We start from the raw sequence: 23,934 nt of genomic DNA, 5'->3' as shown, positions 1-23,934 counted from the left end.
CTCCCTTTCACTATTTTTACAAGCAATGGCAGTATAAGCCATCGTTTCCTGTCATACAGTAATCTCAATCAAGCAGACGCAGCCGCTGCCATTTTGATTATTTGCGGATGCAGCAGACAGTGATACGTTTGGTCTTTTGTTAGTTCTGCAAATTGAATACCTATTAACACTTTTTGGGTGACGATTTCTGCATCATTATAAACAACAGTAAGATTGTCCGGTTTAATTGCCATCATAAATGTACGATTACCTTCAACACCTTGAAAAGGAACAATCTGGATGCGGCTTTCCCAACTAGCCGGAAGTTTTTCGAAATCCAGATCAGCATGGGCCGCCTTCAGCAAGTTCCACTCATTTTCAGTAAACCATTGTTTTAAAAAATGTTCATCACAAATAATAACTGGCTTCTTTGTTAATGGGTCTACCAGCTGGTTGCCACTATCAATATACGCCTTCGTTGCATATTTACTATTTGCAATTTGAATGGTGACCGAATACAGCTGATCATAACGGATTTTTTCCGATGCATGCTTGTCCATACGGTTCTTTGTGAAATACCAGACGAGCGGAAAACCAATGACAATAAACAACCAGCTCACTGGATCCCCATATCCACTGTTAAACGTAAGTACGCCATTTTCAGATAGACTAACCGGGTTTTGCAAAACAAATTGTGTCGCTATCAATCCTCCTCCTATGGCAAAAGTTACAAAATAAAACAGGAGAAGCAATTTAAACATCCGATAGATTGAAAAAAATCGGAACGCGCATAAGATAATGATGACTGAAAATAGCAGCTTCCCTAATAAGCTGGTAAAAACGGTATCAGGATAATAAATGGACAGCGGGACAAGCAATGAAGCAATAAACGCACCAAAAATAATTCTCAAGCGTCTTGTGCTGTCTTTTGCAAGTGCCTGTGTAAGCATTAAAAGCATTAAATCTAAAAGGAAATTTAAAAGCCAGACAGCATCAAGATAAATGGTCACATTGTTCTTCCTTTCCTGTAACTAAAATCCTTTACAGAAAAGTATATCGGGATTGGACAGCAAAGTCTGTCAATTTATGTAGGATAAGAGGGGCTAATTTTATCTGCTTATCAGGGACTTTGTCGGAGATATTTTCTGCAGCGGCCATGATGCTCGCAAAAATAAAGTGGGCTTCAATCAGTGAGGGGCTTCGGTGACAGATTAAAGAAGGTTATGACAGCGACACATCGCACGCAGAGCCAGTTGTTTTCTTAAGGATAGTTTGCGTTATGATTAGCCGAGGAGTGCCCTTACTTATTCAACTTAGGCTTAAAGCGAGGGAGGCCTGCATTCGCCGGTTATACGCGCGATAAATAGGTCTCCCTCCCCCCTTAAGTTAAAAAGTAATTACTTCTCCAGTTCATCTTTATCTACCATTCCTACAAAACCAATATCGATATAGGAATGATTAAATGAATTTCCATTAACTGAGTGCTCGGGATAGGTTACTTTATGATGATCATTTAATGGCATCCATCCTATGAATATATTCTTGTCTGTCAAAATATTGGTAAACGCCGTGTTTAGTTTTTGTTCAGAGGCCATTTCAGTCGTTTCTGTCATAAACGAACGCCAATCATCGGGAAGCGCTAAGACACCATAGGACTCCTCCCCAAAATTCACACTCTCTTTCATTTGAATGCGTGGAATATAGGTATGTTCACCACGTGAAATAAAATAACTCCGCTTCCGTATCAAATAAAAATCTGCCTTGCTAATTCCGTCACTGGGATGAAGGTTCCACACGATGTGAGACGCTGAAGGATTCTCGCTATCGATATTCCAAATCATCGGTTTTCCCAACGTATCAATTTTCGCCGGTTTCCATTCGTTCCTTTCCCATATCCAATAACTCGCGCCATAATGGTTATCACTGGATTGAAAAGGGACAAAGACATGTTCTGTATCAAGTTTAATCGTATCCTGGATGGTTTCAACATTTGCCTTTGGAAAGACGTTGTTCATTTGCTCTGCCAATTGCTCGTCAGGCGGAAACGCACTTGGTTTGGCAAAATAAAATCGATAAATGAAGAATAGAGACAATAACAACAGAACCATTATACCAATGGTGATGAGCGCTGTTCTTTTTTTCATCATCGATACGTCCCCTCCTTAAACAGGGAGTCGTCAGAACGGTAATAGTATTGACTCTTCGGGGTAGTGACAAGTAAACCTTTACCATCTTTCTCCACATAAATAATCGCCATTGCACCACTCCCCCATTTTGGCAGTACACCAGTCAGCTGATAGGGGAACTTCTCTTCCTTGTAGACTGAACGATTGTCCCTAACTATATCACCATACCACTGTTCACTATGAATCGGTTTAGGTTCCATATTCCCTATTTGCTTTGCCAATCCCTCTTTATCCAGTACGTGCTCCTCTGCTGAAGGATGTGTTTTTATAATAGAGGCATTTTCCACATTCGTCATATATGTAGAAAGTTCATCCTTTGGAAATAGAGCCTGTTGCGCTGGAATCGTTAAAAGCGTTGTGACAACAAAGATGAACATTGAAATGAACCCCAACCATGCAAAACTACGGTACGTTTGCCATGAATATCCCTTAACTCGAAACACAAGCAGGAGTATCCAAACACCCAACGGTAAAACAGGGAGTCCAATCTTGACACCGCGGAAGTTCCAATTGAAAGAGAAGGAAACCATCCCAATGATGAAAACTAGAATAACCTTCCAAAGCACCGGTTTTCTGTTCTGTTTCCTATAGGTGAAATAAAAGATGATTGCTACGCCCAACCATCCCAGAATATTTGCCGTAATCGCAACCACACTACTCTCCCCCTTATAAAACACTACATCAAGTGAGACTTTTGACGCACAGGACGTGACGAACTTAGCCTGCCGACGCGCACGAGGCGTCTCAGTTTTAGCCTGCTCTCCCACCAATTGTTAGTTTAGGAAAAATCTAGTAATAATTGTTGTAGTAAACCACCATCGTTTCCCAGGGTAATTGAAATACCCCAGAAATTTAAGCAAACAAAAATTCAGTGAAAGGATCAAAGTCCCTCCACTGAATGCGTTTCTTTATCGTTTTCGGTTGCGATTTCGTAAAAATGTAGGGATGTCCAATTCGTCCTCCTGTGAGTTCTGACTAGGATTCGAACTCGGACGATTTGGTTGTGTTTGTGTTTGTGCTTGTTCACGTACCGGCTCTTCCGATGTTCTCGTTGCGGCAGATTGATTATGGCTGATAGCCGGGCGCTGCCGTGGCTGACTTTCTTCCTGCTTTGACTCGTCAAATCCGGTTGCAATAACCGTTACGATAAGTTCGTCTTTTAAGCTTTCGTTAATAACGGATCCAAAGATGACGTTTACTTCCTGATCGGCAGCCGAAGTCACAAGGTCGGCGGCTTCTTGTACTTCATACAGGCTCAGACTCGTTCCGCCGGTAATGTTCATCAGGACACCATGGGCACCATCGATTGACGTTTCCAGTAACGGGGAGGAAATCGCTTTTTTAGCTGCTTCTGATGCCCGGTTTTCACCAGTTGCAATACCAATCCCCATTAATGCGGAGCCTTTATCAAACATAATCGTCTTGACGTCAGCAAAATCCACGTTAATAAGGCCGGGCTTGGCAATCAAGTCAGAAATGCCTTGTACACCTTGGCGCAATACATTGTCGGCTTCACGGAACGCTTCCAACATAGGTGTATTCTTATCAACAATTTCCAGAAGCCGATCATTTGGAATGACAATAAGCGTATCAACATTTGTTTTCAATGCATCAATGCCTGTTCCTGCCTGTGTGGACCTCCGCTTTCCTTCAAAAGTAAACGGACGAGTTACAACACCTACAGTTAGTGCACCAAGTTCCTTTGCTGTCTGGGCAATTACCGGAGCAGCACCTGTTCCAGTACCCCCGCCCATACCGGCAGTGACAAAAATCATGTCGGCACCCTGCAAGGCTTCCTCAATCTGTTCCTTGTTCTCTTCGGCGGCTTTTCGGCCTACTTCCGGATTGGCACCTGCACCGAGTCCGCGCGTTAATTTTCCGCCAATTTGCAATTTTGTTTCCGCTTTTGATAGATTAAGAGCCTGTGAATCTGTATTTACAGCAATAAATTCAACGCCTTCCACACCATGTTCAATCATGCGGTTGACAGCATTACTTCCGCCGCCACCAACGCCAATTACTTTTATTGTTGCCAGCTGGTCCATGTTCGTATCAAACTCTAACATACATCCGTTCCTCCTAATATGCTGATTACAACGTATTCGAATACTAATACTATTTCGTTCGTCCGGTTAAGTTAAAACCTCGGATCGTACACCGGAAATCGGCATTTTGTCTAATCGAAGAAGTATTTAAACAAATTTGCGATACCGGATTCTTTTTTCTTCTTTGTTTTAGCCGGTTCATCCGCATCTGCCGGCTTATTCGTGCGTTTCGGCTTGGCCTCACCCTGATTCACTGCAACGGAAGGTAATAATTCTTTTCCTTGTATTTTCGCATTATGGTAAGCAAATTGCAAGATACCAACGCCGGCAGCGAATTGCGGTTCACGCACCCCTATATAGTCGGGAATCGCTATACGGACATTGGACTGGAATAAATCCTGTGCCAATTCTAAAACACCTGGCATTTTCATTGTACCACCTGTCAGAACGTAACCGCCTGGTAATTGCTGGAATCCCATCCGGCGAATCTCCCGCTCAGCGTACGCGTAAATTTCTTCAAGTCGCGCCTCTATCATATCAGCAATTTGCAGCTGATTATACACTTCCGAGTGATTGCTGCCTATGATAGACACCTTGAAGGTTTCGTCTTCCTGGGCATCATCATAAAATGCATGACCATAATTCAACTTGATATCTTCAGCCTCTTCTGTTGACGTTCGGAGCCCAATCGACAAATCTTTCGTAATATTGTCACCACCAAGCGGTACAACACTTGTAGCTGCCAAATGCTCATTTTGAAAGACAGATACAGTTGTTGAACCCCCGCCAATATCAATTAACGTAACACCAAGGTTCTTCTCATCCTTCGATAAGGCTACTGTTCCTGCTGCAAGTGGCTGTAGACATATGTCCGATACATTTAGATTAGCCCGTTCCACACATTTCAGGATGTTATGTAAGACGGTTTTGGAACAGGTAATAATTGTCCCTTCCATTTCCAGTCGTACACCAATCATCCCGCGCGGATCGTTAATTTCATCCAATCCATCGACAATGAATTGCTTCGGGATGACATCAATGATTTCACGCTCCGGCGGAATCGAGACCACCTGTGCACCATCGATGACACGCTGGATATCCTCATTATCAATTTCCCGATTCTCACTTTGGACTGCCACAACCCCATGGCACGATTGCAATTGAATATGTTTGCCATTAATTCCTACAACCACACTGTCGATTTGCATGCCCACCATACGCTCAGCCTGCTCAACTGCATTCCGAATGGACTGGACAGTCTGATCAATGTCCACTATTGCACCTTTCTTCATGCCGTTTGAGTGGGCTGTACCCACCCCGATAATATTCAGGCTATCATTTAAAACTTCGCCAATAATTACTTTGATTTTTGATGTACCTATATCAAGACTTACTAGTATTTCACTGTTGTTCAAAGAAAGGCACCTCCTGATCGAAAGCATCTGATTCGATCCTGTTCCATTCAGCCTGGAACCAGATGTTTTTATTTCATTCTATTAATTGCCTATAATCCATTATTTTAAAGGAATAATTAAAAAAAGAAAATATATATTCGTTAATTCTACACAAAATGGGCTAAATCCTTTTCTTTTCATCATTTTATTTTCTATTTTGTTTAATTTTCATTTACTGCTTCATCCATTGCACCATTTTCTTCTTCGTTACTGCCAAATTCTTCAAAATAAGCACCGACACCTATATGTATAATCCCTTTGTTATCTGATTCCAACTGAGAAACAATAGACGGATAGACACTCATTTTATCAGCGAATTGTCTGAGTGTTGTGTCTACAGCATAACCATCATTCATATAAAGCAGAATCTTATGCTTATCTCCATCACTCGGCTTCCAATGTATTTCTGATATCAGATTGCGGATGCTTTCGGATAGATTATCAAGTTCATCCGTCATATTCTGCAAAACCGGTTCTTTTGAGAAGCCAATAAGCAATGGAGCACTTCCATTCAATTCAGATTGCTTTCGATTGGTAAGTATCTTTCCGTTACCGAGGATTGGGTAATAATTATCGTTCTGCTTAATATAACCAACATGGTCGGCTTCTGTTATATGTAGCTCAATTGTCCAGGGAAGGCGCCGCTTGACGTCAGTCTCACTTATTGCCGGATGTTCGGCAACAGCCTTACTTACTGCCTCTTTATTGACAGTCCATATGTTTGTTCCTTTTGCTATTCCACTCTGTTCAATCACTTGCTCATCAGGTACAAATGAATTTCCTTCAATGTCAACGGTCCGTACATCACTCAACGGTGACTGAAGGTAAACGATGAAACAAATTAAAAAGAAAAAAATAGAAAGATAAACTATTAGACGGCGGTTTGCCTTCTTTTTACGCTCCTGTTTCAGTGTAGGTATACGGTCTTCAATGGAAACAACATTCTTTTTCCCCATTTCTATTTTCTTCCTTTTTCAAAAATTAAATCTGCCAAAGCATGAAAACGGCATTGTTTCATGCCGTTTCTATTACTCGCCATTATATCATAGATTGTCTTGTAATATGTAGTAAACTTGTTCCAGTTTATGAATATCAGCAGAGCCAATTATAGTTTGGCATACCTACTGACATTCAATAGGATTCCAGCCGAGCATAGTGTCAGCGTCAATGACGAGCCACCGTAGCTCAAAAACGGCAGTGTAACACCTGTAACGGGGATTAGGCCAATGACAACACTAATATTCATCATCACCTGTATAGTCAGCATAGATACAATGCCAAGGGCTAAAAACCGTCCGTAAGCATCCGGTGCCTCCAAAGCTACCTTTAACCCCCTCCAGAATAACAGAATAAATAGTCCAATAACAAAGGTGCCACCTAAAAATCCGAATTCCTCGCCTAGAATAGCAAAAATGAAATCATTCTGTGGTTCAGGCAGATAGAAGTACTTTTGGATACTTTCCCCAAATCCGAGTCCCATCAGCCCCCCTGGACCAATTGCGTACAACGACTGGATAATTTGAAATCCATCCCCGGTTGGGTCTTCCCAAGGATTCAAAAAAGCTGTAATCCGACTAATGCGGTATGGAGCGGAAAGGATCAATCCAGCAAATCCAATAATACCAATGGCTATAAGACCGGCAAAATGTAGCAGTCTTGCACCGGCCGCATAAATCATTACCATACAAGTAGCAACTAAAACAGCACCCGTACCTAGATCCGGTTGCAACATAATAAGCCCGAAAGCGGTAAAAACTAAAATGAGCGACGGGAAGAAACCTTTTTTAAAAGACGTTATATACTTTTGCTGGACAGTCAAATAAGCAGCCAAAAAGATAATCAATCCAAGCTTCATGAATTCTGATGGTTGAATGCTGAATGCACCGACCCCAATCCAGCTTTGTGCACCGCCACGTTCCATCCCTATACCGGGAATCAAAACGACTAAAAGCAGCAAAAAACATGCCAGCAGTATGACCTTACTGTACTTTTTCCACGTAGTATATGGAATAGTCATAAAAAAGAACATTGCGATCGTGCCTATACCACTAAAAAGGAGTTGCCGCTTCAGAAAAAAATGCGGATCTGCATACTTATACTCCGCCCACACGTAAGAAGAACTGTAAACCATTACTGTACCGATCACAAGTAAGGCCAATATAATAGTTAAAAGCGTATAATCAGGTGCGTATTTGATACTAGTTTTTTTCCGAGACATAAAAAACACCCCGTTCCGGATTGTTGGAATAGGGGCATCGTTTCTTTGTAGCATCTCCGTTATGAACATAGTCGATCCAAATTGAAACAGGAACTCTACTTTCTGTTCCACATCCGGCCGCTGTTTGAAACAAGCCCCTACATTAATGTATGCACAGCTCGTTCAAACATGTCACCTCTTTCTTCAAATGTCCGGTATTGATCCCAGCTTGCACATGCCGGAGACAGCAAAATAACATCTTTGCGCTCCGATAGACCATATGCTAGTTTAACAGCTTCATCCATATTGTCGGCCACCTGAATGGATGGTACCTCTGCTTCGACGGCGACACGTCGTAGTTTTTCTTTTGTCTCACCGAAGAGAACAATCCCTTTCACATCACGCAAATAAGGCTTTAAATCATCAAACTCATTGCCGCGGTCAAGTCCCCCCGCCAGCAGGATGACCGGATTAGAGAATGCAGATAAGGCCTTCTGTGTAGCCAGCATATTTGTCGCTTTCGAATCGTTATAAAACATGCGCCCCTTCACCGTTGCAACATGCTGTAAACGATGCTTCACACCTGAAAACGTCATCAGAACTTGTCGAATAGCTTCGTTTGTAGCACCACTCAATTTAGCCGCACAGACTGCAGCTAGTATGTTTTCCACATTATGTTTCCCGACAAGCACGATGTCGGCTTTATCCATGATTTTTTCGTCCGCAAAGTAGATACCTGTTTCGTCTGCCCACGCCCCGTTTTCGAGACGTTCCGTAACTGAAAATGGTATTTTGATAGAATTGGCAGCCGTAACAGAACGTTGCACAACCGGATCATCCGCATTATAAATCAGGTGGTCATCAGCCGTCTGGTTGGCGAAAATATTACATTTCGCCTGTCGGTAATTTTCAAATGTCTTATGGTAATCAAGGTGCGCCTCAAATATATTCAAAAGGACAGCAATCCTTGGCTTAAACGTGGGAACACCCATTAATTGGAAGGATGATAATTCAAGTACCAATTGCTCATCTTCTTCAAGCGTCTGTGCTACTTCTGTTGCAACAGCACCGATATTCCCGGCAACCTTTGCAGAACGATCACCTTGATTGAGCATGTTAGCAATCAATGTTGTGGTGGTCGTTTTGCCATTTGAACCGGTGATTCCAATAATAACGTTACCCGCAAGTATTCCTGCCAGCTCTATTTCTGTCAAAATCGGTATATCCCGTTTTGCCGCTTCCGCCAGAACGGGATTGTCGTATGGTATTCCCGGGTTCTTAATGATCACTTCCACATCATCAAGTACAGATAAAGGGTGGGAACCGGTAATCATCTCCGCTCCTAGTGATTGCAGTTCATGAAGCAGTGCTTTATCTGCTACTTGTTTATCATTCACCCGAACTTTTTTCCCAGCTTCCAGTAAAAGCTTTGCCGCTGCCGTTCCGCTTTTGGCAAGCCCTAATACAAGCACGTTTCTATAAGGGAATTTTTCTAATGCCTTCAAACTAACCACACCTCTATATATACACCAAGCGCTGCAAAAATTAGTCCCATCAGCCAAAAGGTCGTCACTACTCGCCACTCGGACCATCCAAGCAGTTCGTAATGATGATGCAGCGGGCTCATTTTAAAGACTCGCTTACCTGTTGTTTTAAATGAAATGACCTGAATGATGACGGATAACGTTTCAATGACGAATACACCGCCAATAATCACTAAAATGACTTCAAGTTTGGTTAAGATGGCTACAGCAGCGATGCCTCCACCTAGGGAAAGCGACCCCGTATCCCCCATAAATACTTTTGCCGGATGGGCATTGAACACTAGAAAGCCGAGCAATGCACCGACCGCCGCCAATGAAAAAATGGTCACGTCATTTTGTGGGATACCATACCAAGCCAGAACGCCAAACGCGCCAAATGCAATGGCAGCTGTTCCTGCAAGTAGTCCATCCAGTCCATCGGTTAAATTCACAGCATTAGAAGCGCCTACAAGCATAAACACAATCAATATGGCATATCCCCAGCCCAGTTCCCATTGAATAGACGTACCAGGGATCTGAATATAGGTCGCAAAATCGTTATACTGTAAAATAGCATAGAAAATAAGTGCGATAAGTACCTGTCCAAGCATCTTTTGTCTTGAAGTCAGCCCGAGGTTCCGTTTCATAGCAACTTTTATGAAATCATCCAGAAACCCGAGCAAACCATAACCGACTAATACAAAAATCAATAGCCACAATTCATAACCGACAGGGGCAGCCTTATACTTGCTGACCATGATCAAAGACGTTATGACCACACTGACAATAATCATGACGCCGCCCATTGTTGGTGTCCCGGTTTTTTTGATATGTGACTGCGGACCTTCATCACGGATGCTTTGTCCAAACTTCAGACGTCTCAGAAACGGAATGAAGATTGGGGACAGAAGGACGGTTATTAAAAAGGCTATAGCAATTGTCATGACTAATACAAATAAATTCACTGTTTCTCCTCCTCTTGCAGCGACCGTCCACGATTATGTTGATGGTTTCATTACTTGATCAAGCAGTGATTCAAATTGCATTCCTCGTGATGCTTTAAATAAAATGAGTGTGCCTTCCTTTGTATACGCTTCGACAGCACGGAGCAATGTTTCTCTGGTTGTGAAATGCCTGCTGTCAATCTTATCCTCAGTATTGACAGCTAAGGTGATTTCTGCCGCATGCTTCCCTAATGTGAAAACAGCATCAAATGATTGGTCAATACTTGCAGCAACAGACCGGTGAAGCGTTTCTGCATGCTCGCCGAGTTCAAACATGTCTCCAAGCACAAGCACTTTCCGTTTAAATCCTTCCATCTGTTTGACAACATTGATTGCCGCCTTCATGGATGTCGGTGAAGCATTATAAGCATCATTAATAACAGATGAACCATTTCTTCCGGTTAGTAATTCAAACCGCATGGAGGTCCATTCCAATGATGCAAGTGCCTGTTTGGCGTCCCGTTTTTTAATGTTCAACAGTTCAGCTACCGTTACAGCAAAAGCAGCATTCAATGCATGATGACTACCCAAAAGTGGAATCGTATATAGCTGCTCATCGTCGTTAAGCTGAAATGCTGTGTGGTTATTTGTCAGATTCACATTGTTTATAGCAACATCATTACTAGCGTCAAAACCGCACGTGATGACACAATCACACGTAGATGCCTGCCTCAGTAGTGCCTCGTCCCCATCGATGATTAAACAGCCATCCTTTGGCATTCCTTTGGTAATTTCCAATTTCGCGCTAGCAATCGCCTCTCTGGAACCCAAATATTCAATATGGGATTCACCAATATTCGTAATGACCCCATAGTCCGGCCTCGCTATTTCAGATAGTACGTTAATTTCACCGGCATGGTTCATACCCATTTCTACAACGAGGACTTCTGTTTCCACGGGCATGGATAAAATGGTGAGCGGAACACCAATTTGATTATTTAAATTGCCTTTTGTATGGTGCGTCCGGAATGATAATGCAGCAACTGATGCTATCATATCTTTCGTTGTCGTCTTCCCATTTGAGCCGGTGACGCCAATAACCTCCGGATTTACCTTTTTCCTGTAAGCAGCTGCAAGTGTCTGCAGCGCCTGCAACGTGTCCCTGACAATGAACAACGGAAAATCTTCCGGCAGAAACGCCGGCAGTTCTTTTCCCGCATCCCATAACGCTGCTGCTGCCCCCTGTTTAATCGCTTCCTGAATATGATTGTGACCGTCAAATTTTTCACCAATCAACGGAACAAATAGGGAATGGTGCATCGTTTTTCGGCTGTCTGTCGCTACTTCATTAATGGCGATCCGTTCATTTGCCGCACCCCGATAATCGGGAAAAATCGTTGTAAGCCATTCCGTTGTGAACAACATAAGTGACTCTCCTTCATGACAAGCAATTCATTCATCAGCCGGTCTGTCTGATGGACCGCCGTTTCCACTAAGCAAAGCGTTGCATAAGTTTTGCCTAGTTCCCGGCCGCTGACTTGATGGCGGCTTTTGCTACTTCACGGTCATCAAAGTCATATTTGGTATGATTAATTTCCTGATATGTTTCATGTCCTTTTCCGGCAATCAGAACAATATCGCCTTTCTCAGCTAGACTAACCGCATGACTAATCGCTTCTTTACGGCTTTCGATAACGTCATAACCCGTACCTGATAAATCCCTAGTCATATCATCTAAAATAGCATTCGGATCCTCTGTACGCGGGTTATCTGATGTAAAAATGGCATGGTCAGCATACTTCATAGCGATGGATGCCATTAACGGCCGTTTCTGTTTATCACGGTCACCGCCGCAGCCGACAACAACATAGACATTGTTTTCGGCAAATCCATTAATCGTTTCCAGTACATTTTCCAGTGAGTCTGGTGTATGTGCATAGTCCACTACGACAGCAAAGTCATCACTGCCATCAACTGGTTCAAATCTTCCACTTACACCTTTCATATTTTCCAGGGAGCGTTGAATAACGGAAAGTGGCACACCGGCACATATGGCGGCTGCCCCTGCTGCCAGCATGTTATAAATATTGAACTTCCCGATTAGACTGCTGTTTATCCGGATGGATCCAATTGGTGTTTCCATGGTAAATGTCGTTTTTGTCACTTCCATATGGATATCCGTTGCCCTTACCTGTGCAGATGACTGACAACCATATGTAATAACGTGCTGCGCAGTGCTTTTTTTCAGGGTGGCAGCGGCAAGGTCGTCGTCATTGATGACCGCGAATTTTTTGCGCGTCTCATCATAAGTATTCCCTAACTGCGCAAACAAAAGACTCTTGGCGTGCAAGTAATCATTCATATCTTTATGGTAATCAAGATGATCCTGTGATAAATTCGTAAAAACCGCAATATCAAAATCACAGCCATGCACACGCCCCAAATCAAGCGCATGTGATGATACTTCCATAACTGCTGCATCAACATGTTCAGCATGCATACGCTGAAATGTCCGCTGCAAAAACAAGGCATCAGGCGTTGTGTTTTGTACCGGATATGTATTCTGTCCGATTTTCATTTGAATGGTCCCAATCAACCCTGTTTTCTGATCGAACTCATTCAGGATTGATTCCAGCAAGTAGGTCGTCGTTGTTTTGCCATTGGTTCCCGTAACCCCAATAAGCGGAAACTGCTTTGTCGGATGGTCATAAAAAGCCGCTGCGACAACTGCCATCGCTCGTGATGTATTTGCGACACGAATCACCGGCACGGATGTATCTACATCTTTTTCTGCCAAAATTGCAACTGCCCCATTCGCTATAGCCTGATTGATGTAGTCATGACCGTCAACAGTATATCCTTCAATACATACAAACAGACTCCCTGCTGTCACCTCTCTGGAGTCGGCCTCTATATGGCTGATGTCGATATCTGTTATTGTTTCTGATGTATCATAAAAAGGTAAAACAGAAAGCAAACTGTTCAGTTTCATTTCAAACATCCTATTCTTCATTTTTCTCTTACCAGAAGGGTGTGATATCCTATTAATCTTTGTGAATCATCACCGGTTAGTAACGCAACTTTCACACCACTCAAACGGTTGACTGTAGCAAACCTGAAACGCTTCTAACTGTTGCCCCCCGAACGTCAATCGGTAGCGGTTTTCTTTGATCCCTGTGAATGGGACGGTTCCCCCCACTCATCACTTTTCGTTGCCTTAATGGTTAATGTGGGGGTCTTACCGTCCATTAACGGAAATACGTTCGTCTTTGTTCATTATAGCAAACATCGACTTCATTCACGATGGATTTTTATCAGATAGATAAATTCTTATTTTTTTGCCTTGTTCGATTTTTGTACCCGGACTTGGTGCCTGATTGACGATATACTTTCCTGAACCACTTGTTTCAACGGATAAATTCGTTAAGTATCCGGATAATTCCTTTTTTGTTTTCCCTATTAAATCCGGCACTTCAACTTTTGGTTTGTCAGGCCATGTGTACTCTTTCTCAAGCCCGCCTTCTCTCGGTTCTACCCCCATCACTTGCAGACTGTCATGGATGATGGTACCTACGACCGGTGCTGTAACAACTCCGCCAAACTGTGCCGTCCCTTTTGGATTATCGATGGCGACATATACAACAATTTCCGGATCATCCGCCGGGGCAAATCCTATGAACGAAAGGATGTAATTATTCGCAAGGTAATTGCCATCCGGACCGACTTTTTGTGCGGTACCTGTTTTTCCTCCTATACGGTAACCATCAACATAGGCTGAACGACCGGTTCCCTTAGCGACAACACTTTCCAATGCCTGGCGAACTTCTTTGGACGTTGATTGTGAGAGAACATTTTCTTTTAAATTTGGTTGTATTTTTTCGACTGTGTCCCCTGTCTGCGGATCAATCCATTCTTTAGCAATGCGTGGCTCATATAATTTCCCACCATTCACTGCCGCCGCAACTGCCATCACCTGTTGGATCGGCGTTACCGAAACACCTTGCCCAAACGATGTTGTCCCAAGCTCAACTGGACCGACATCTTCCTCATCAAACAGGATTCCTTTGCCTTCTCCCCGCAGGTCAATGCCAGTCTTCTGTCCAAAACCAAATTCTTTAATATAGCTGAACAACCTTTCTTTCCCTAGCTTTTCACCTAATGTCACAAAGCCTGGGTTACATGAGTTCTGGACAACTTCGAGGTATGTCTGATTTCCATGACCGCCGCTCTTCCAGCAGTGCAACTGGGTACCACCGACTGAAATAGCACCGTCATCATTATATTCATCTTCCTTCAGGTCAACGACGCTTTCTTCCAGGGCTGATGCCAATGTGATGATTTTAAAAGTGGATCCAGGTTCATATGTTTTCCAAATCGGTAAATTACGGTTGTATATATCTGGATCAACTTGCTGATAATTTTCCGGGTTAAAATTCGGCCTTGTGGCCATCCCCAAAACGCCGCCATTATCCGGGTCGACCGCGATTGCTAGTGCATTATCCGGATTATATTTACTTTCAGCAAGATCAAGCTCCCGTTCCATAATCGTCTGAACTTTGGAATCAATGGTCGTTTTCAGGTTCAATCCATCTTCCGGCGGTTTATACTCATCAGCAATCTGTTCCAGTTTCCGTCCTTTTGCATCCGAATAAAAGGATAGACTTCCCTCCTTCCCATTTAATTTATCATTATAATTAAGTTCAAGCCCCATCAGTCCCTGGTTGTCAATACCTGCAAAGCCGAGTACATGTGACAGGTAATCACCAAATGGATAATGACGTTTGGAGTCTTTGGCAAGGTAGACGCCATCCAAGTTAAGCGTCTGGAATGCTTTCTCCTGCTCTTCTGAAATCTTTCGGCCTTCCGGATGAACGCGTGTATACACCGCATCCCTTGTAACATACTGATATGCTTTCTTTTCCGACATGTCCAATATGTCGGCCATTTCAGCGGCTGTCTTCTGCGGATTTTTGATTTGTCTTGGGACAACAATAACAGACGGTGCGGATACATTCTCCGCCAGTACCTCTCCATGCCTGTCCAATATTTTTCCGCGCTCCGGTTCAAACGTTATGTCCCTACTCCAAGATTCATCTGCCAGCTTCATCAATTCGTCGCCTATCCAAAACTGGACATAACCTAACCTCGCATCGATTATTGTAAAAAATAACAAACCACAAAGAAACACAATAACTATTCGTTTTCTTACAGTGACAGAAGATACACGTTTCATTCTCCATCCCCTTTTCATAGGCTGGCTTGTATCCACTATATGTTTTTCAAATACAGAATAGAACACTGTTTATTTTGTGGTAGCATGAAATTTCAACTGCCAGTCATATGTGGGATAAAATGGCCACGTCAACCGCTTGAAGGTGACGTGGCCTTATCAATAGCTATTTACGCTTGTTCATCACTTCCATCATCAGTTTCGGTGTGATCATTTCCTTCTGTTTGCTCCCGCATCGGTTCAGGTGGTTCCAGTTCGACACCCAGATAGTCATTTTTCTTCAGAGGGGTTCCTTTAGTGACACTTTGTTTGATCACATAGCCATTACCCATTGTTTCTACTTTCAAGTCAAGCAGGTTGGCCAGCTGAAGTACATCCCTCATTGACCATCCTGTTATATCCGGCATGACTGGTTTGTTCGTCACAAGAATAATTCGATCCCCTTCAAGAAGCTCTTCCCCTTTCACGGCACTGGCAGCTTTAATCGTATCACCTGAGCCAATCAATGTTACATTCAGACCTTTTTCTTTAAGGGTTTGCTTGATAGAGGAAGTATTTTTTCCTGTGAGCTTCGGCAGCTCAATGGGATTTACTTGTTCACTAGTGTCCTTGTCAGGTTCAATGTCCAAATAATGCAAGCTTTTTTGCATCACATTTTTGAAAATGAATGCTACCGGGGTTGACCCGCTTTCTTCGCCTATTTCGACATCAGGCTGTTTGACCGATACATACATCATTAGCCGTGGATCCTCTTTTGGTGCCATTCCGAGAAATGAATAGATATAGTTACCATACCCGGTTAAATAGCTACCATCCTCATAGATTTGTGCTGTTCCGGTTTTGCCGGCAACAGAGTAATCCGCAAGCTTATATTTTTTCCCTGTTCCATGTTCGGAGGAGACAACTGAACCAAGGAGGTTTAACACGTGATCGGATGTTTCCTTGGAAATGGGCTCGCCCACCACTTCCGGTTTTTTCTCTTTAATCACGTCGCCGGTAGCAGGATTAACGACTTTGGAAATGACATAAGGCTTCACCATTTTGCCGTCATTTGCGATGGCGGTTGCGGCCTTCATTTGCTGAATCGGGGTGAGGCTGGTCGCCTGACCGAACGCTGTTGTAATTTTGTCACGCGGGTAATTATAGACAAGGGTTCCTTTTCGTTCACGCGGCAGTTCGATTCCCGTCTTTTCATCAAAATCGAATGCCTTTAAATAATTCAGGTACGCTTCTGTTCCTATCTTTTCCCAAACAAGTCTGGAGGCGGCAACATTTGACGATCGGGCAAAACCTTCATCAAATGTGATTGTCCCCCAACCTTTTCCCCAGTTATGGTCGTTTACTCCTCTAACACGGTCGTTAATTTTATATGTACCAGATTGGAACTGCTCATTTCCATTATAAACCCCTTCTTCGATTGCAGCAGCCCAGGTGAACATCTTCATTGTTGAACCAGGCTCAAATGGGGTGGAAATGATATCATTATTCCAATTTTCTACGTCTTCCAGTTTATTCGGATTATAACTTGGCCTATTACTCATAGCCAATATTTCTCCGGTCTTTGGGTCCATAACAGCTGCAGTGATCCCCTCAGGACTATACTCAGTCTCAACTTGTGTCATAACGTCCTCAAGGAGTGTCTGTATTTTTTGATCGATGGTTACATATACATCATTTCCATTTTCAGGCTTTTCAATGATTTCATTCGGGTCAAGAAGCTTATCACCGTATTGATCCTGTTCATATGAAATATGTCCATCTTTTCCGCTCAGCTTTTTGTTCATCGCCTGCTCAATACCCATCTTACCGGTAATGAGTCCATCCTGTTTCTGGGCAAATCCAATAACATGTGCTGCAAACATTCCATTAGGATAGTAACGGATTGATTCTTCCTTAAAACGGATCCCCGGAAGTTCAAGTTTTTCAATCCTTTCCTTTGTTTGTTGAGAAAGTTCTTTACCAGCATTTCCGAATTCAACTTGAAACCGCTCTTGTTCGATGGCTTTTGTTAGTCGCCTTAATATATAGTTTTTATCCGTATCCAGCAAAGGAGCCAGCTTTTCTGCGGTTTTCTCCGGATTCTTTACATGCCTTGGATCCTCAGGGTTAGTCGTATACGAGTCACGGACAATCGCCTGAATTCGGTAAACAGGCCGATCATACGCCAGCGTCATACCATTTCTGCCATATATTTTTCCACGTTGAGAATCAAGTGTGTACGATGTCGTTCGCTTTTCTTCGGCCCATTTTTCCAGCGAAACATTATCAATTTCACCTGTAGCTTGAATGTATAAAAACCGGCCGACAATCAGTAGAAATATGGTAGCAAACAAAACAATCATGATACTGGACATCAAATAGGTTCGTTTGTTTGTTTTCATACGAATCCGCCTTAATTACTGTTATATGCCTGGGCTTGTTTTACTTTGGATTCTTGGATCTTCAAACCATTCTCCTTAGCAATTCTTGTAATGCGCTCCGGTCTGCTTAATTGCTTTTTCTCGTACAATAGCCCTTCATTAGTGACTTTCTGCTGCTGTATTGATTGCTCCAATGACTCTACTTTCCTGTTCAGGGTATCGGTTGCGGATGCAAAAGAAACAACATAAATGCAAGCCGCAATCAATAAAAATCCAATAGCGGAGTAAAGGACTTTTTCCCCTTTTGTAATCCAGCGCTTTTGCTTAACAGTAACTGTTGACGTCTGTTCTTCTTTCTTGGGTATGTATGATGTATACGCTTGTTCCCATTTACGTGCTGCATTTCCATCCACTCTTAATTCCACCCTTCTTCATATGTAAATCCTTCATCCCATTCACGCACTTTTTCTGCAATGCGCAGTTTCGCTGATCGTGAGCGGCGATTAGCATCGAGTTCCTGATTACTAGGCAATATCGGCTTTTTATTTACTAATTGAAATGGTGGCTTATGATCATCGGGTATAACCGGTAAATTTCTCGGCACTGGTTTGGCTGTACCCCATTTTTTAAATGCTTTTTTACAAAGCCTGTCTTCTAGTGAATGAAACGTGATGACTGCAATTCTCCCATTAACCCCTGTCATTCGTGCTGCCTGGTGCAATGCATCGTTAAATGCAGCCAATTCATCGTTAACAGCAATCCGTAATGCCTGGAAAATACGCTTTGCCGGATGCCCTCCCTTTCTTCGTGCAGGAGCCGGTATTGCTTCTTTGATGATGTGGACCAGTTCATGGGTCGTATCAATCGACTGTTTTTTCCGTTCTGCTTCAATTTTTCTGGCTATTTGCTTAGAAAACTTTTCCTCACCGTAATGAAAAAATAATTTAATAAGTTGCTGGTAGGACCATTCATTGACAATCTCTTTGGCAGTTAATTTTTGATCCTGGTTCATGCGCATATCAAGCTCGGCATCATGCTGGTAGCTAAACCCTCGTTCACCACGGTCAAGTTGCGGGGAGGAAACACCGAGATCAAATAAAATCCCGTCGACATTTCCCACCTGTTGGCGTACTATTTGTTTTTCAAGTTCGCGGAAGTTTGCATGAACAAAGATTGTCCTATTTTCATACGCACTGAGCTGTTTTTTTGCAGCATCAAGCGCTTCACTATCCTGATCAAACGCAATCAGCAAACCATCCTCTCCAAGGCGAGAAGCAATCTGCTCTGAGTGTCCGCCGCCGCCGACTGTACAGTCTACATAAGTCCCATTAGATTTGATTGCCAGTCCTTCTATCACTTCATCTTTTAGTACACTGTAATGATTAAACATGGTCACACCTGCTTTGCCAATGATCAGTTGGCGTCCCGTTTTAAAAACTCGAACTGAGGAAGCCGGAGCTACTGCAATCAGAGGGGAAAATTGAAATAAACACCGCTCCAGCAGCCTGTTTTACTGTTACTCACTTAAATGTCAAAGTCCATTAAATTCTCGGCGATTTCACCAAAAGATTCCTCTGAATCGTTGAAATAATCTTCCCAGTGATCTTTTGCCCAGAATTCAACCCGGTCGGAGACGCCAATTACAACACATTCTTTATCCAGCCCCGCGTAATTCCGCAATGGCTGTGGAATATTTATTCTCCCCTGTTTGTCCACTTCACATTCAATTGCGCCAGAGAAGAAAAAGCGTGTGAAAGCGCGCGCATCCTTTTTAGTGAGTGGTAATTGCTTCAGTTTCTCTTCAAGTGATTTCCACTCATCCATCGGGTAGGCGAACAGACATTTATCAAGTCCACGGGTGACTACAAAACTGTCTCCAAGCCCTTCACGAAACTTGGCCGGCACAATGATTCGTCCTTTTGTATCGATATTGTGCTGGAATTCACCCATGAACATAGAGCTCTCCCCACTTTCATATTCACATGTTACCACATTCCACCACAATTCACCACTTAATTTTCAAATTTATTTATGAGATTTTTCAAATTGGGACTAAGGTTCTATCATCATTTACGCCAACCACCGTAAAAATCAGCTTGTTGCAATGAATTGCTTTTTCCTGAGCGACCACAGCGACGTCCTGCTCTGGCGCCAGAACTAGTACGTCCGGACGTGGCTAAATTTTGGTCATCAAAAAATCCCCACTTTCTTCCCTCGCTTGTTGTAAGCGTGGTAGAAAGTGGGGGATTTACATTACAGATATACGATATAGTGTTCCTCCGTGAATGAAAGTGACTCGCTTGCCAGTTGTCGGATAAAACAGGGACCATGGTCATTGATTAGTGGTAAAGGGTTCCAAATCCGTTCCTGGAGTCCGTTTTCCGGATGGAATATATGATGGGCAAGATCAAACTCACTAATTTCTTTTGCATATTTGGTGTCCATCGTTTTCAGGAGACGTTTTTCAAGAAAATCAATATTGCCATTTAGGTAATAGAGATTTTTATCCGCGAGCTCACCTAAATCGGCACCGATATCACTGGCAATCTCGCGCAATGGCTGATGCACCCGGCGAATGGCCTGTCTTACTTCTTCGGCAACTTGTCGCACCGGAGGATCACTTTGTGCAGCAAGCCATTGGGTTTTGACATCATCCAGACCATAATTGATGGCATGTGATGCTTCTATGCCATACTTGGTTAATATTTTTTCCACACCTCTGTCAACAAATGTAAATGACAAACGTGGAAGAACCGGCGGCATTTCTATCCCTACTGCATGAAAAGCTGGTTTTAAAGCTGCCCAATAGCTGACCTCACCAGGTCCACCGATAAAGGCAAGTGTCGGAAACAAACTCTCCTGCATAACCGGCCTGGTAACGACATTATTGCTTAAGTGGGATGGATGATTTTCAGCTATTTCAAGCATTTCTTGGTGAGTCAGTATCATTTCATTTTGTTTACCGCACCAGTTGCCTTCGTTATCACGTACAAGCAGAATTCGTTCATTGTGACGGTGATAAAAGAGATGCGCATCATGCGGTTCAACATCAAGTGATACCGTATATCCCTGATTTTTCAATTGCTGGACTGACGTTTGTACACCATTGCTTATTTGCGCCTGTTGTTCAATCATCCGGACAAAATACTCTCGTTCAAGGTTGCGCATAGCCGGATTCCCTGAGTCAGCAAGGATTATTTCCTCATCACCAAGCAACTGATAAAGGAACCGTGCAAAAAAGTCTACATATGTAGCTGATTGTTCCTGACAATCCAGTATAGTCTGATAGAGTGCTTTTGTCTGATCAGTTTCGGGCAGCTGGTCAAACAAATGATTAATCCAGGTCAGTAATTTTGTTCCATCTATTTGGATATCAGAGACAGGTAGCTTGCCACTTGTCTGCTGCGGCAATGTATGCTTTTTCATCCTGTTCATTTCAGGTAAATACACATGATTGATTTCTTCATAATCATGATCCTCACCAGCTATCCAAAACACTGGTATAACTGGTACGTCCAGTTTAGCTTCCTGTTGTTTCGCAAATTGTATAACTGATATTACCTTATTAATGGTATATAGCGGACCTGTCAGCAAACCAGCCTGCTGACCTCCTATTACAACAACACTGTTTTCGTCTTTCAATCGTTCAATTGCCCGGTTCGCTGACTCAGGAGCATCCCACTGTTCATTCATTTCTGTCAGTGCTTCTGTCAGTTGCTCACGGTTAATGTCTTTTTCTTGTAATATCTCCAACCGTTTCTTGTAAGTTGCTTCCTTGTATGGATCATAATCAAAGTACTGCATAATGTCCGGCTTTTGATTACGATAATCGTTTATTAAAGTATGCTGTGCCTGTAATTTAATCGGACTGATCCGCATAGATTGCAAGCTCCTTTTGCTTTATTAAATATATTCCATATGTATTGTATAGAAAAACCTTGTAAATTGCACTTAATCTGTTTATATGAATTTCGCGAAGCCTTTATTTTACTCACTTAACCCCACATCAAAAAATGAAGCTTCTCAGGTATTTCCGCAGCGGTGGTTAACATTCATACAAAAACTATGTTGCCGTTTATATCAACTATGATAACAAGATGAATTATTCATCCAACTTTATTCTTTCAAGTCTTATGTGATCATTTCAGATCAGGCAACGAAAGACGAATTTCTCATAATAAGTAGCGGATCATTCCTGTTATGGCCAGCAGGAAATATAAACACACAAAAAGTAAAAAACAAATGCGCCAAAAGATTCTAAAGGCTTTGCGGAAAACGACTTCCGTAAACATTTTCCATCGAATCACAATAATGACAGTAAACAACACCAGCAATAAGACTGTAATGATGCCGAGATAGCTAGCCCCAAACATCATGTAGAGCATTGCTGTCACCGCCAATATATACAGGAGGGTTGTCCAATTCACTGCAGCATGAATTGCCTTCCATTTGTTATGCCCAATCCTGGCTACAATGTAATAAACACCCCAAGTAACCAGCATCGGTAAGGTAATAATGATACCAATCAGATTAGCAACTGCATTCAAAATCATAGCAAGTATCCACCCTCCTATCTTCCACCAACTTCTATTTTTCAATCGTCCAATACTAAAAGAACAAAGGCGCAAGCGCCCGGTCAGCGAAGCGAGCAATGATGGAATCTTTCCTACAAGAAGGATTCCATCATTCCCTTCCCTGCTTTTTTATATTATAATAAATTATATACAAATTCTAAATAATTTTGTTGAAGGGGGAAGGATACAATGATCAACAATGCAAACGTGGAAAAGCTTTTAATCAACTATAAAACATTAGAACAATTTAAGCGTTTTAAGGAATACGGAAATCAAGAACTTTCCATGATGGAGGATTTACAGAATAATATTGTGGAGAACAATAGCGAATCGCCATTTTACGGAATCTACTTTGGGCACAATCTTATCGCACGCATGAGTCTATACAGAATGAAGGCGAAATATGACAACTACTTTAACCCGGCCCAAGACTATCTTGAGCTATGGAAACTTGAAGTGTTACCAGATTACCGGGGACAGGGGTATGGCAAAATTATGGTTGAATTCGCGAAAAGTTTTCAGCTACCGATTAAAACAAACCCGCGGATTAATTCGCACGGTTTCTGGGAAAAGATGGGTTTCCAAAAAGCACAATATGAGATGGAACGCGACCTCGGTCAAAATCCTCTTATATGGCTTCCTGAAGGTGTTTCGGAAAAAGACGTATAAAACGGTTTTTTTCCGTACAATAAAGAATGCAGATGGATGGATAACCGGACCCTCTCCGGTTACTGTCTTTCATGTATAGAACTAAAGCGCAACTTTTTAGATAAAGTCGCATTCGCTTCGCCTTGTAACAAATGTGAAACTTTCTAATAAGGTTATCCGTAGTTTATACTTTCTGACGTTAAAATAAAGACATGAATGGTATCATACAAGCATTCATGTCTTTTCCTATCATTTCTCCGACTCACTTACCCAACTCCATAGTTTGCCCATTTCCCTCCATGCCTGTTCATACCGATCCAGTTGCTGTTTAAGTACTTCATTTTCTTTCTCCAGCCGTTTGATGGTTACTTCTTTTTCATAAATGGAAAAGGCATTGTTGTCCAGATAACCAGTGCGCATTTTTTTAAGTATGGTTATAGCACTATCAATCGGATTTGCTTCTAGCCCCATCCCTTCCGCCTGTCCATGATGTCCGTTGGCTTGCGGTTTGTTATGTTTCTTTCGGTCTTCTTTAGCCAGTTCAATTTCATTAGCATACTGTTTGCGGATGGATGCATTCCAGCGAAAACCGCATGCAGCCGATGTCCGTGATAATTGTTGGGCAACATCTTTAAAAGCTTCAAGCTGCGTCTTGCCATCTCTTATATAACGAAGAACCGTTTCTGCAAGCAATATATCTTCATCTTCTGTCCACGCATCCTGACGTGCAGCATTCATAACACCCCTCCTTACTGTTTGCTATCAATGTATGCAAAAAGTAGGAGTGATAGAAT

20 protein-coding genes are annotated in these 23,934 nt (G+C 42.5%); 1 reads left to right on the top strand and 19 read right to left on the bottom strand.

Translation table 11 applies throughout. The annotated features are described in order from the left end of the window. Positions 1 to 68: 68 nt before the first annotated feature. From spoIIGA to FFL34_RS16300, 18 genes are all read right to left on the bottom strand, one after another. Entirely contained in the window at positions 69 to 989 is a 921-nt protein-coding gene (gene spoIIGA, locus FFL34_RS16385) for a sigma-E processing peptidase SpoIIGA (RefSeq protein ID WP_138604390.1), read from the bottom strand. A gap of 387 nt (positions 990 to 1,376) precedes the next feature. Next, positions 1,377 to 2,126 carry a hypothetical protein gene (locus tag FFL34_RS16380; protein ID WP_138604389.1) on the bottom strand — a complete coding sequence of 250 codons (750 nt, stop codon included), beginning with the start codon at positions 2,124 to 2,126 and terminating at the stop codon, positions 1,377 to 1,379. Further along, on the bottom strand, positions 2,123 to 2,818 hold the full coding sequence (locus FFL34_RS16375; protein ID WP_138604388.1) for a hypothetical protein: 696 nt from the start codon (positions 2,816 to 2,818) through the stop codon (positions 2,123 to 2,125). Before FFL34_RS16375 ends, FFL34_RS16380 begins: the two co-directional genes overlap by 4 nt. 255 nt (positions 2,819 to 3,073) lie before the next feature. Beyond that, positions 3,074 to 4,231, bottom strand: a complete 1,158-nt coding sequence (gene ftsZ / locus FFL34_RS16370) for a cell division protein FtsZ (protein ID WP_138604387.1) — start codon at positions 4,229 to 4,231, stop codon at positions 3,074 to 3,076. A 110-nt stretch (positions 4,232 to 4,341) separates the two neighbouring features. Beyond that, positions 4,342 to 5,625 (bottom strand): cell division protein FtsA, encoded by a 1,284-nt coding sequence (ftsA, locus tag FFL34_RS16365; RefSeq protein WP_138604386.1) that lies wholly within the window; start codon positions 5,623 to 5,625, stop codon positions 4,342 to 4,344. Positions 5,626 to 5,825: 200 nt separating this feature from the next. Continuing rightward, positions 5,826 to 6,620: a cell division protein FtsQ/DivIB gene (locus tag FFL34_RS16360; RefSeq protein WP_138604385.1), complete on the bottom strand. Its 795-nt coding sequence runs from the start codon at positions 6,618 to 6,620 to the stop codon at positions 5,826 to 5,828. Between the two features lie 149 nt (positions 6,621 to 6,769). Continuing rightward, entirely contained in the window at positions 6,770 to 7,882 is a 1,113-nt protein-coding gene (gene spoVE, locus FFL34_RS16355) for a stage V sporulation protein E (protein WP_138604384.1), read from the bottom strand. A 137-nt stretch (positions 7,883 to 8,019) separates the two neighbouring features. Then, positions 8,020 to 9,366, bottom strand: coding sequence for a UDP-N-acetylmuramoyl-L-alanine--D-glutamate ligase (murD, locus tag FFL34_RS16350; RefSeq protein ID WP_171046419.1), 1,347 nt, complete (start codon positions 9,364 to 9,366; stop codon positions 8,020 to 8,022). Then, positions 9,363 to 10,328: a phospho-N-acetylmuramoyl-pentapeptide-transferase gene (mraY, locus tag FFL34_RS16345; protein ID WP_181954922.1), complete on the bottom strand. Its 966-nt coding sequence runs from the start codon at positions 10,326 to 10,328 to the stop codon at positions 9,363 to 9,365. The genes murD and mraY overlap by 4 nt, the downstream gene beginning before the upstream one ends. 54 nt (positions 10,329 to 10,382) lie before the next feature. After that, positions 10,383 to 11,753: a UDP-N-acetylmuramoyl-tripeptide--D-alanyl-D-alanine ligase gene (locus FFL34_RS16340; protein WP_138604381.1), complete on the bottom strand. Its 1,371-nt coding sequence runs from the start codon at positions 11,751 to 11,753 to the stop codon at positions 10,383 to 10,385. A gap of 94 nt (positions 11,754 to 11,847) precedes the next feature. Beyond that, entirely contained in the window at positions 11,848 to 13,320 is a 1,473-nt protein-coding gene (locus FFL34_RS16335) for a UDP-N-acetylmuramoyl-L-alanyl-D-glutamate--2,6-diaminopimelate ligase (protein WP_138604380.1), read from the bottom strand. A gap of 306 nt (positions 13,321 to 13,626) precedes the next feature. Beyond that, positions 13,627 to 15,561 (bottom strand): stage V sporulation protein D, encoded by a 1,935-nt coding sequence (locus FFL34_RS16330; protein WP_138604379.1) that lies wholly within the window; start codon positions 15,559 to 15,561, stop codon positions 13,627 to 13,629. A 167-nt stretch (positions 15,562 to 15,728) separates the two neighbouring features. Continuing rightward, positions 15,729 to 17,939, bottom strand: coding sequence for a penicillin-binding protein (locus FFL34_RS16325; RefSeq protein WP_138604378.1), 2,211 nt, complete (start codon positions 17,937 to 17,939; stop codon positions 15,729 to 15,731). A gap of 11 nt (positions 17,940 to 17,950) precedes the next feature. Then, entirely contained in the window at positions 17,951 to 18,331 is a 381-nt protein-coding gene (ftsL, locus tag FFL34_RS16320; protein WP_138604377.1) for a cell division protein FtsL, read from the bottom strand. Between the two features lie 2 nt (positions 18,332 to 18,333). Further along, entirely contained in the window at positions 18,334 to 19,308 is a 975-nt protein-coding gene (rsmH, locus tag FFL34_RS16315) for a 16S rRNA (cytosine(1402)-N(4))-methyltransferase RsmH (RefSeq protein ID WP_138604376.1), read from the bottom strand. Positions 19,309 to 19,442: 134 nt separating this feature from the next. Continuing rightward, a complete protein-coding gene (gene mraZ / locus FFL34_RS16310) occupies positions 19,443 to 19,874 on the bottom strand; it encodes a division/cell wall cluster transcriptional repressor MraZ (protein WP_138604375.1) in 432 nt (143 codons plus the stop codon). Between the two features lie 297 nt (positions 19,875 to 20,171). After that, positions 20,172 to 21,797 (bottom strand): bacillithiol biosynthesis cysteine-adding enzyme BshC, encoded by a 1,626-nt coding sequence (gene bshC, locus FFL34_RS16305; RefSeq protein ID WP_138604374.1) that lies wholly within the window; start codon positions 21,795 to 21,797, stop codon positions 20,172 to 20,174. A 293-nt stretch (positions 21,798 to 22,090) separates the two neighbouring features. Further along, on the bottom strand, positions 22,091 to 22,471 hold the full coding sequence (locus FFL34_RS16300; protein WP_138604373.1) for a DUF3397 domain-containing protein: 381 nt from the start codon (positions 22,469 to 22,471) through the stop codon (positions 22,091 to 22,093). A gap of 210 nt (positions 22,472 to 22,681) precedes the next feature. Between FFL34_RS16300 and FFL34_RS16295 the strand changes: the two genes are divergently transcribed. Further along, positions 22,682 to 23,161, top strand: a complete 480-nt coding sequence (locus tag FFL34_RS16295; protein ID WP_138604372.1) for an N-acetyltransferase — start codon at positions 22,682 to 22,684, stop codon at positions 23,159 to 23,161. 228 nt (positions 23,162 to 23,389) lie between these two features. Here FFL34_RS16295 and FFL34_RS16290 read toward each other — a convergent pair whose 3' ends face one another. Continuing rightward, positions 23,390 to 23,878 carry an RsfA family transcriptional regulator gene (locus FFL34_RS16290; protein WP_138604371.1) on the bottom strand — a complete coding sequence of 163 codons (489 nt, stop codon included), beginning with the start codon at positions 23,876 to 23,878 and terminating at the stop codon, positions 23,390 to 23,392. Between the last annotated feature and the right edge of the window lie 56 nt (positions 23,879 to 23,934).

This window comes from Lentibacillus cibarius, assembly GCF_005887555.1.
Lineage (GTDB): Bacteria > Bacillota > Bacilli > Bacillales > Amphibacillaceae > Lentibacillus > Lentibacillus cibarius.
This window is presented reverse-complemented; position numbering and strand designations above follow the sequence as displayed.

Coding starts and splice junctions, on each gene's coding strand:
- FFL34_RS16380 (WP_138604389.1), bottom strand. CDS start 2,126: ATGATGAAAAAAAGAACAGCGCTCATCACCATTGGTATAATGGTTCTG.
- ftsZ (WP_138604387.1), bottom strand. CDS start 4,231: ATGTTAGAGTTTGATACGAACATGGACCAGCTGGCAACAATAAAAGTA.
- FFL34_RS16360 (WP_138604385.1), bottom strand. CDS start 6,620: ATGGGGAAAAAGAATGTTGTTTCCATTGAAGACCGTATACCTACACTG.
- spoVE (WP_138604384.1), bottom strand. CDS start 7,882: ATGTCTCGGAAAAAAACTAGTATCAAATACGCACCTGATTATACGCTT.
- mraY (WP_181954922.1), bottom strand. CDS start 10,328: ATGACAATTGCTATAGCCTTTTTAATAACCGTCCTTCTGTCCCCAATC.
- FFL34_RS16340 (WP_138604381.1), bottom strand. CDS start 11,753: ATGTTGTTCACAACGGAATGGCTTACAACGATTTTTCCCGATTATCGG.
- FFL34_RS16335 (WP_138604380.1), bottom strand. CDS start 13,320: ATGAAACTGAACAGTTTGCTTTCTGTTTTACCTTTTTATGATACATCA.
- FFL34_RS16330 (WP_138604379.1), bottom strand. CDS start 15,561: ATGAAACGTGTATCTTCTGTCACTGTAAGAAAACGAATAGTTATTGTG.
- FFL34_RS16325 (WP_138604378.1), bottom strand. CDS start 17,939: ATGAAAACAAACAAACGAACCTATTTGATGTCCAGTATCATGATTGTT.
- rsmH (WP_138604376.1), bottom strand. CDS start 19,308: ATGTTTAATCATTACAGTGTACTAAAAGATGAAGTGATAGAAGGACTG.
- mraZ (WP_138604375.1), bottom strand. CDS start 19,874: ATGTTCATGGGTGAATTCCAGCACAATATCGATACAAAAGGACGAATC.
- bshC (WP_138604374.1), bottom strand. CDS start 21,797: ATGCGGATCAGTCCGATTAAATTACAGGCACAGCATACTTTAATAAAC.
- FFL34_RS16300 (WP_138604373.1), bottom strand. CDS start 22,471: ATGATTTTGAATGCAGTTGCTAATCTGATTGGTATCATTATTACCTTA.
- FFL34_RS16295 (WP_138604372.1), top strand. CDS start 22,682: ATGATCAACAATGCAAACGTGGAAAAGCTTTTAATCAACTATAAAACA.
- FFL34_RS16290 (WP_138604371.1), bottom strand. CDS start 23,878: ATGAATGCTGCACGTCAGGATGCGTGGACAGAAGATGAAGATATATTG.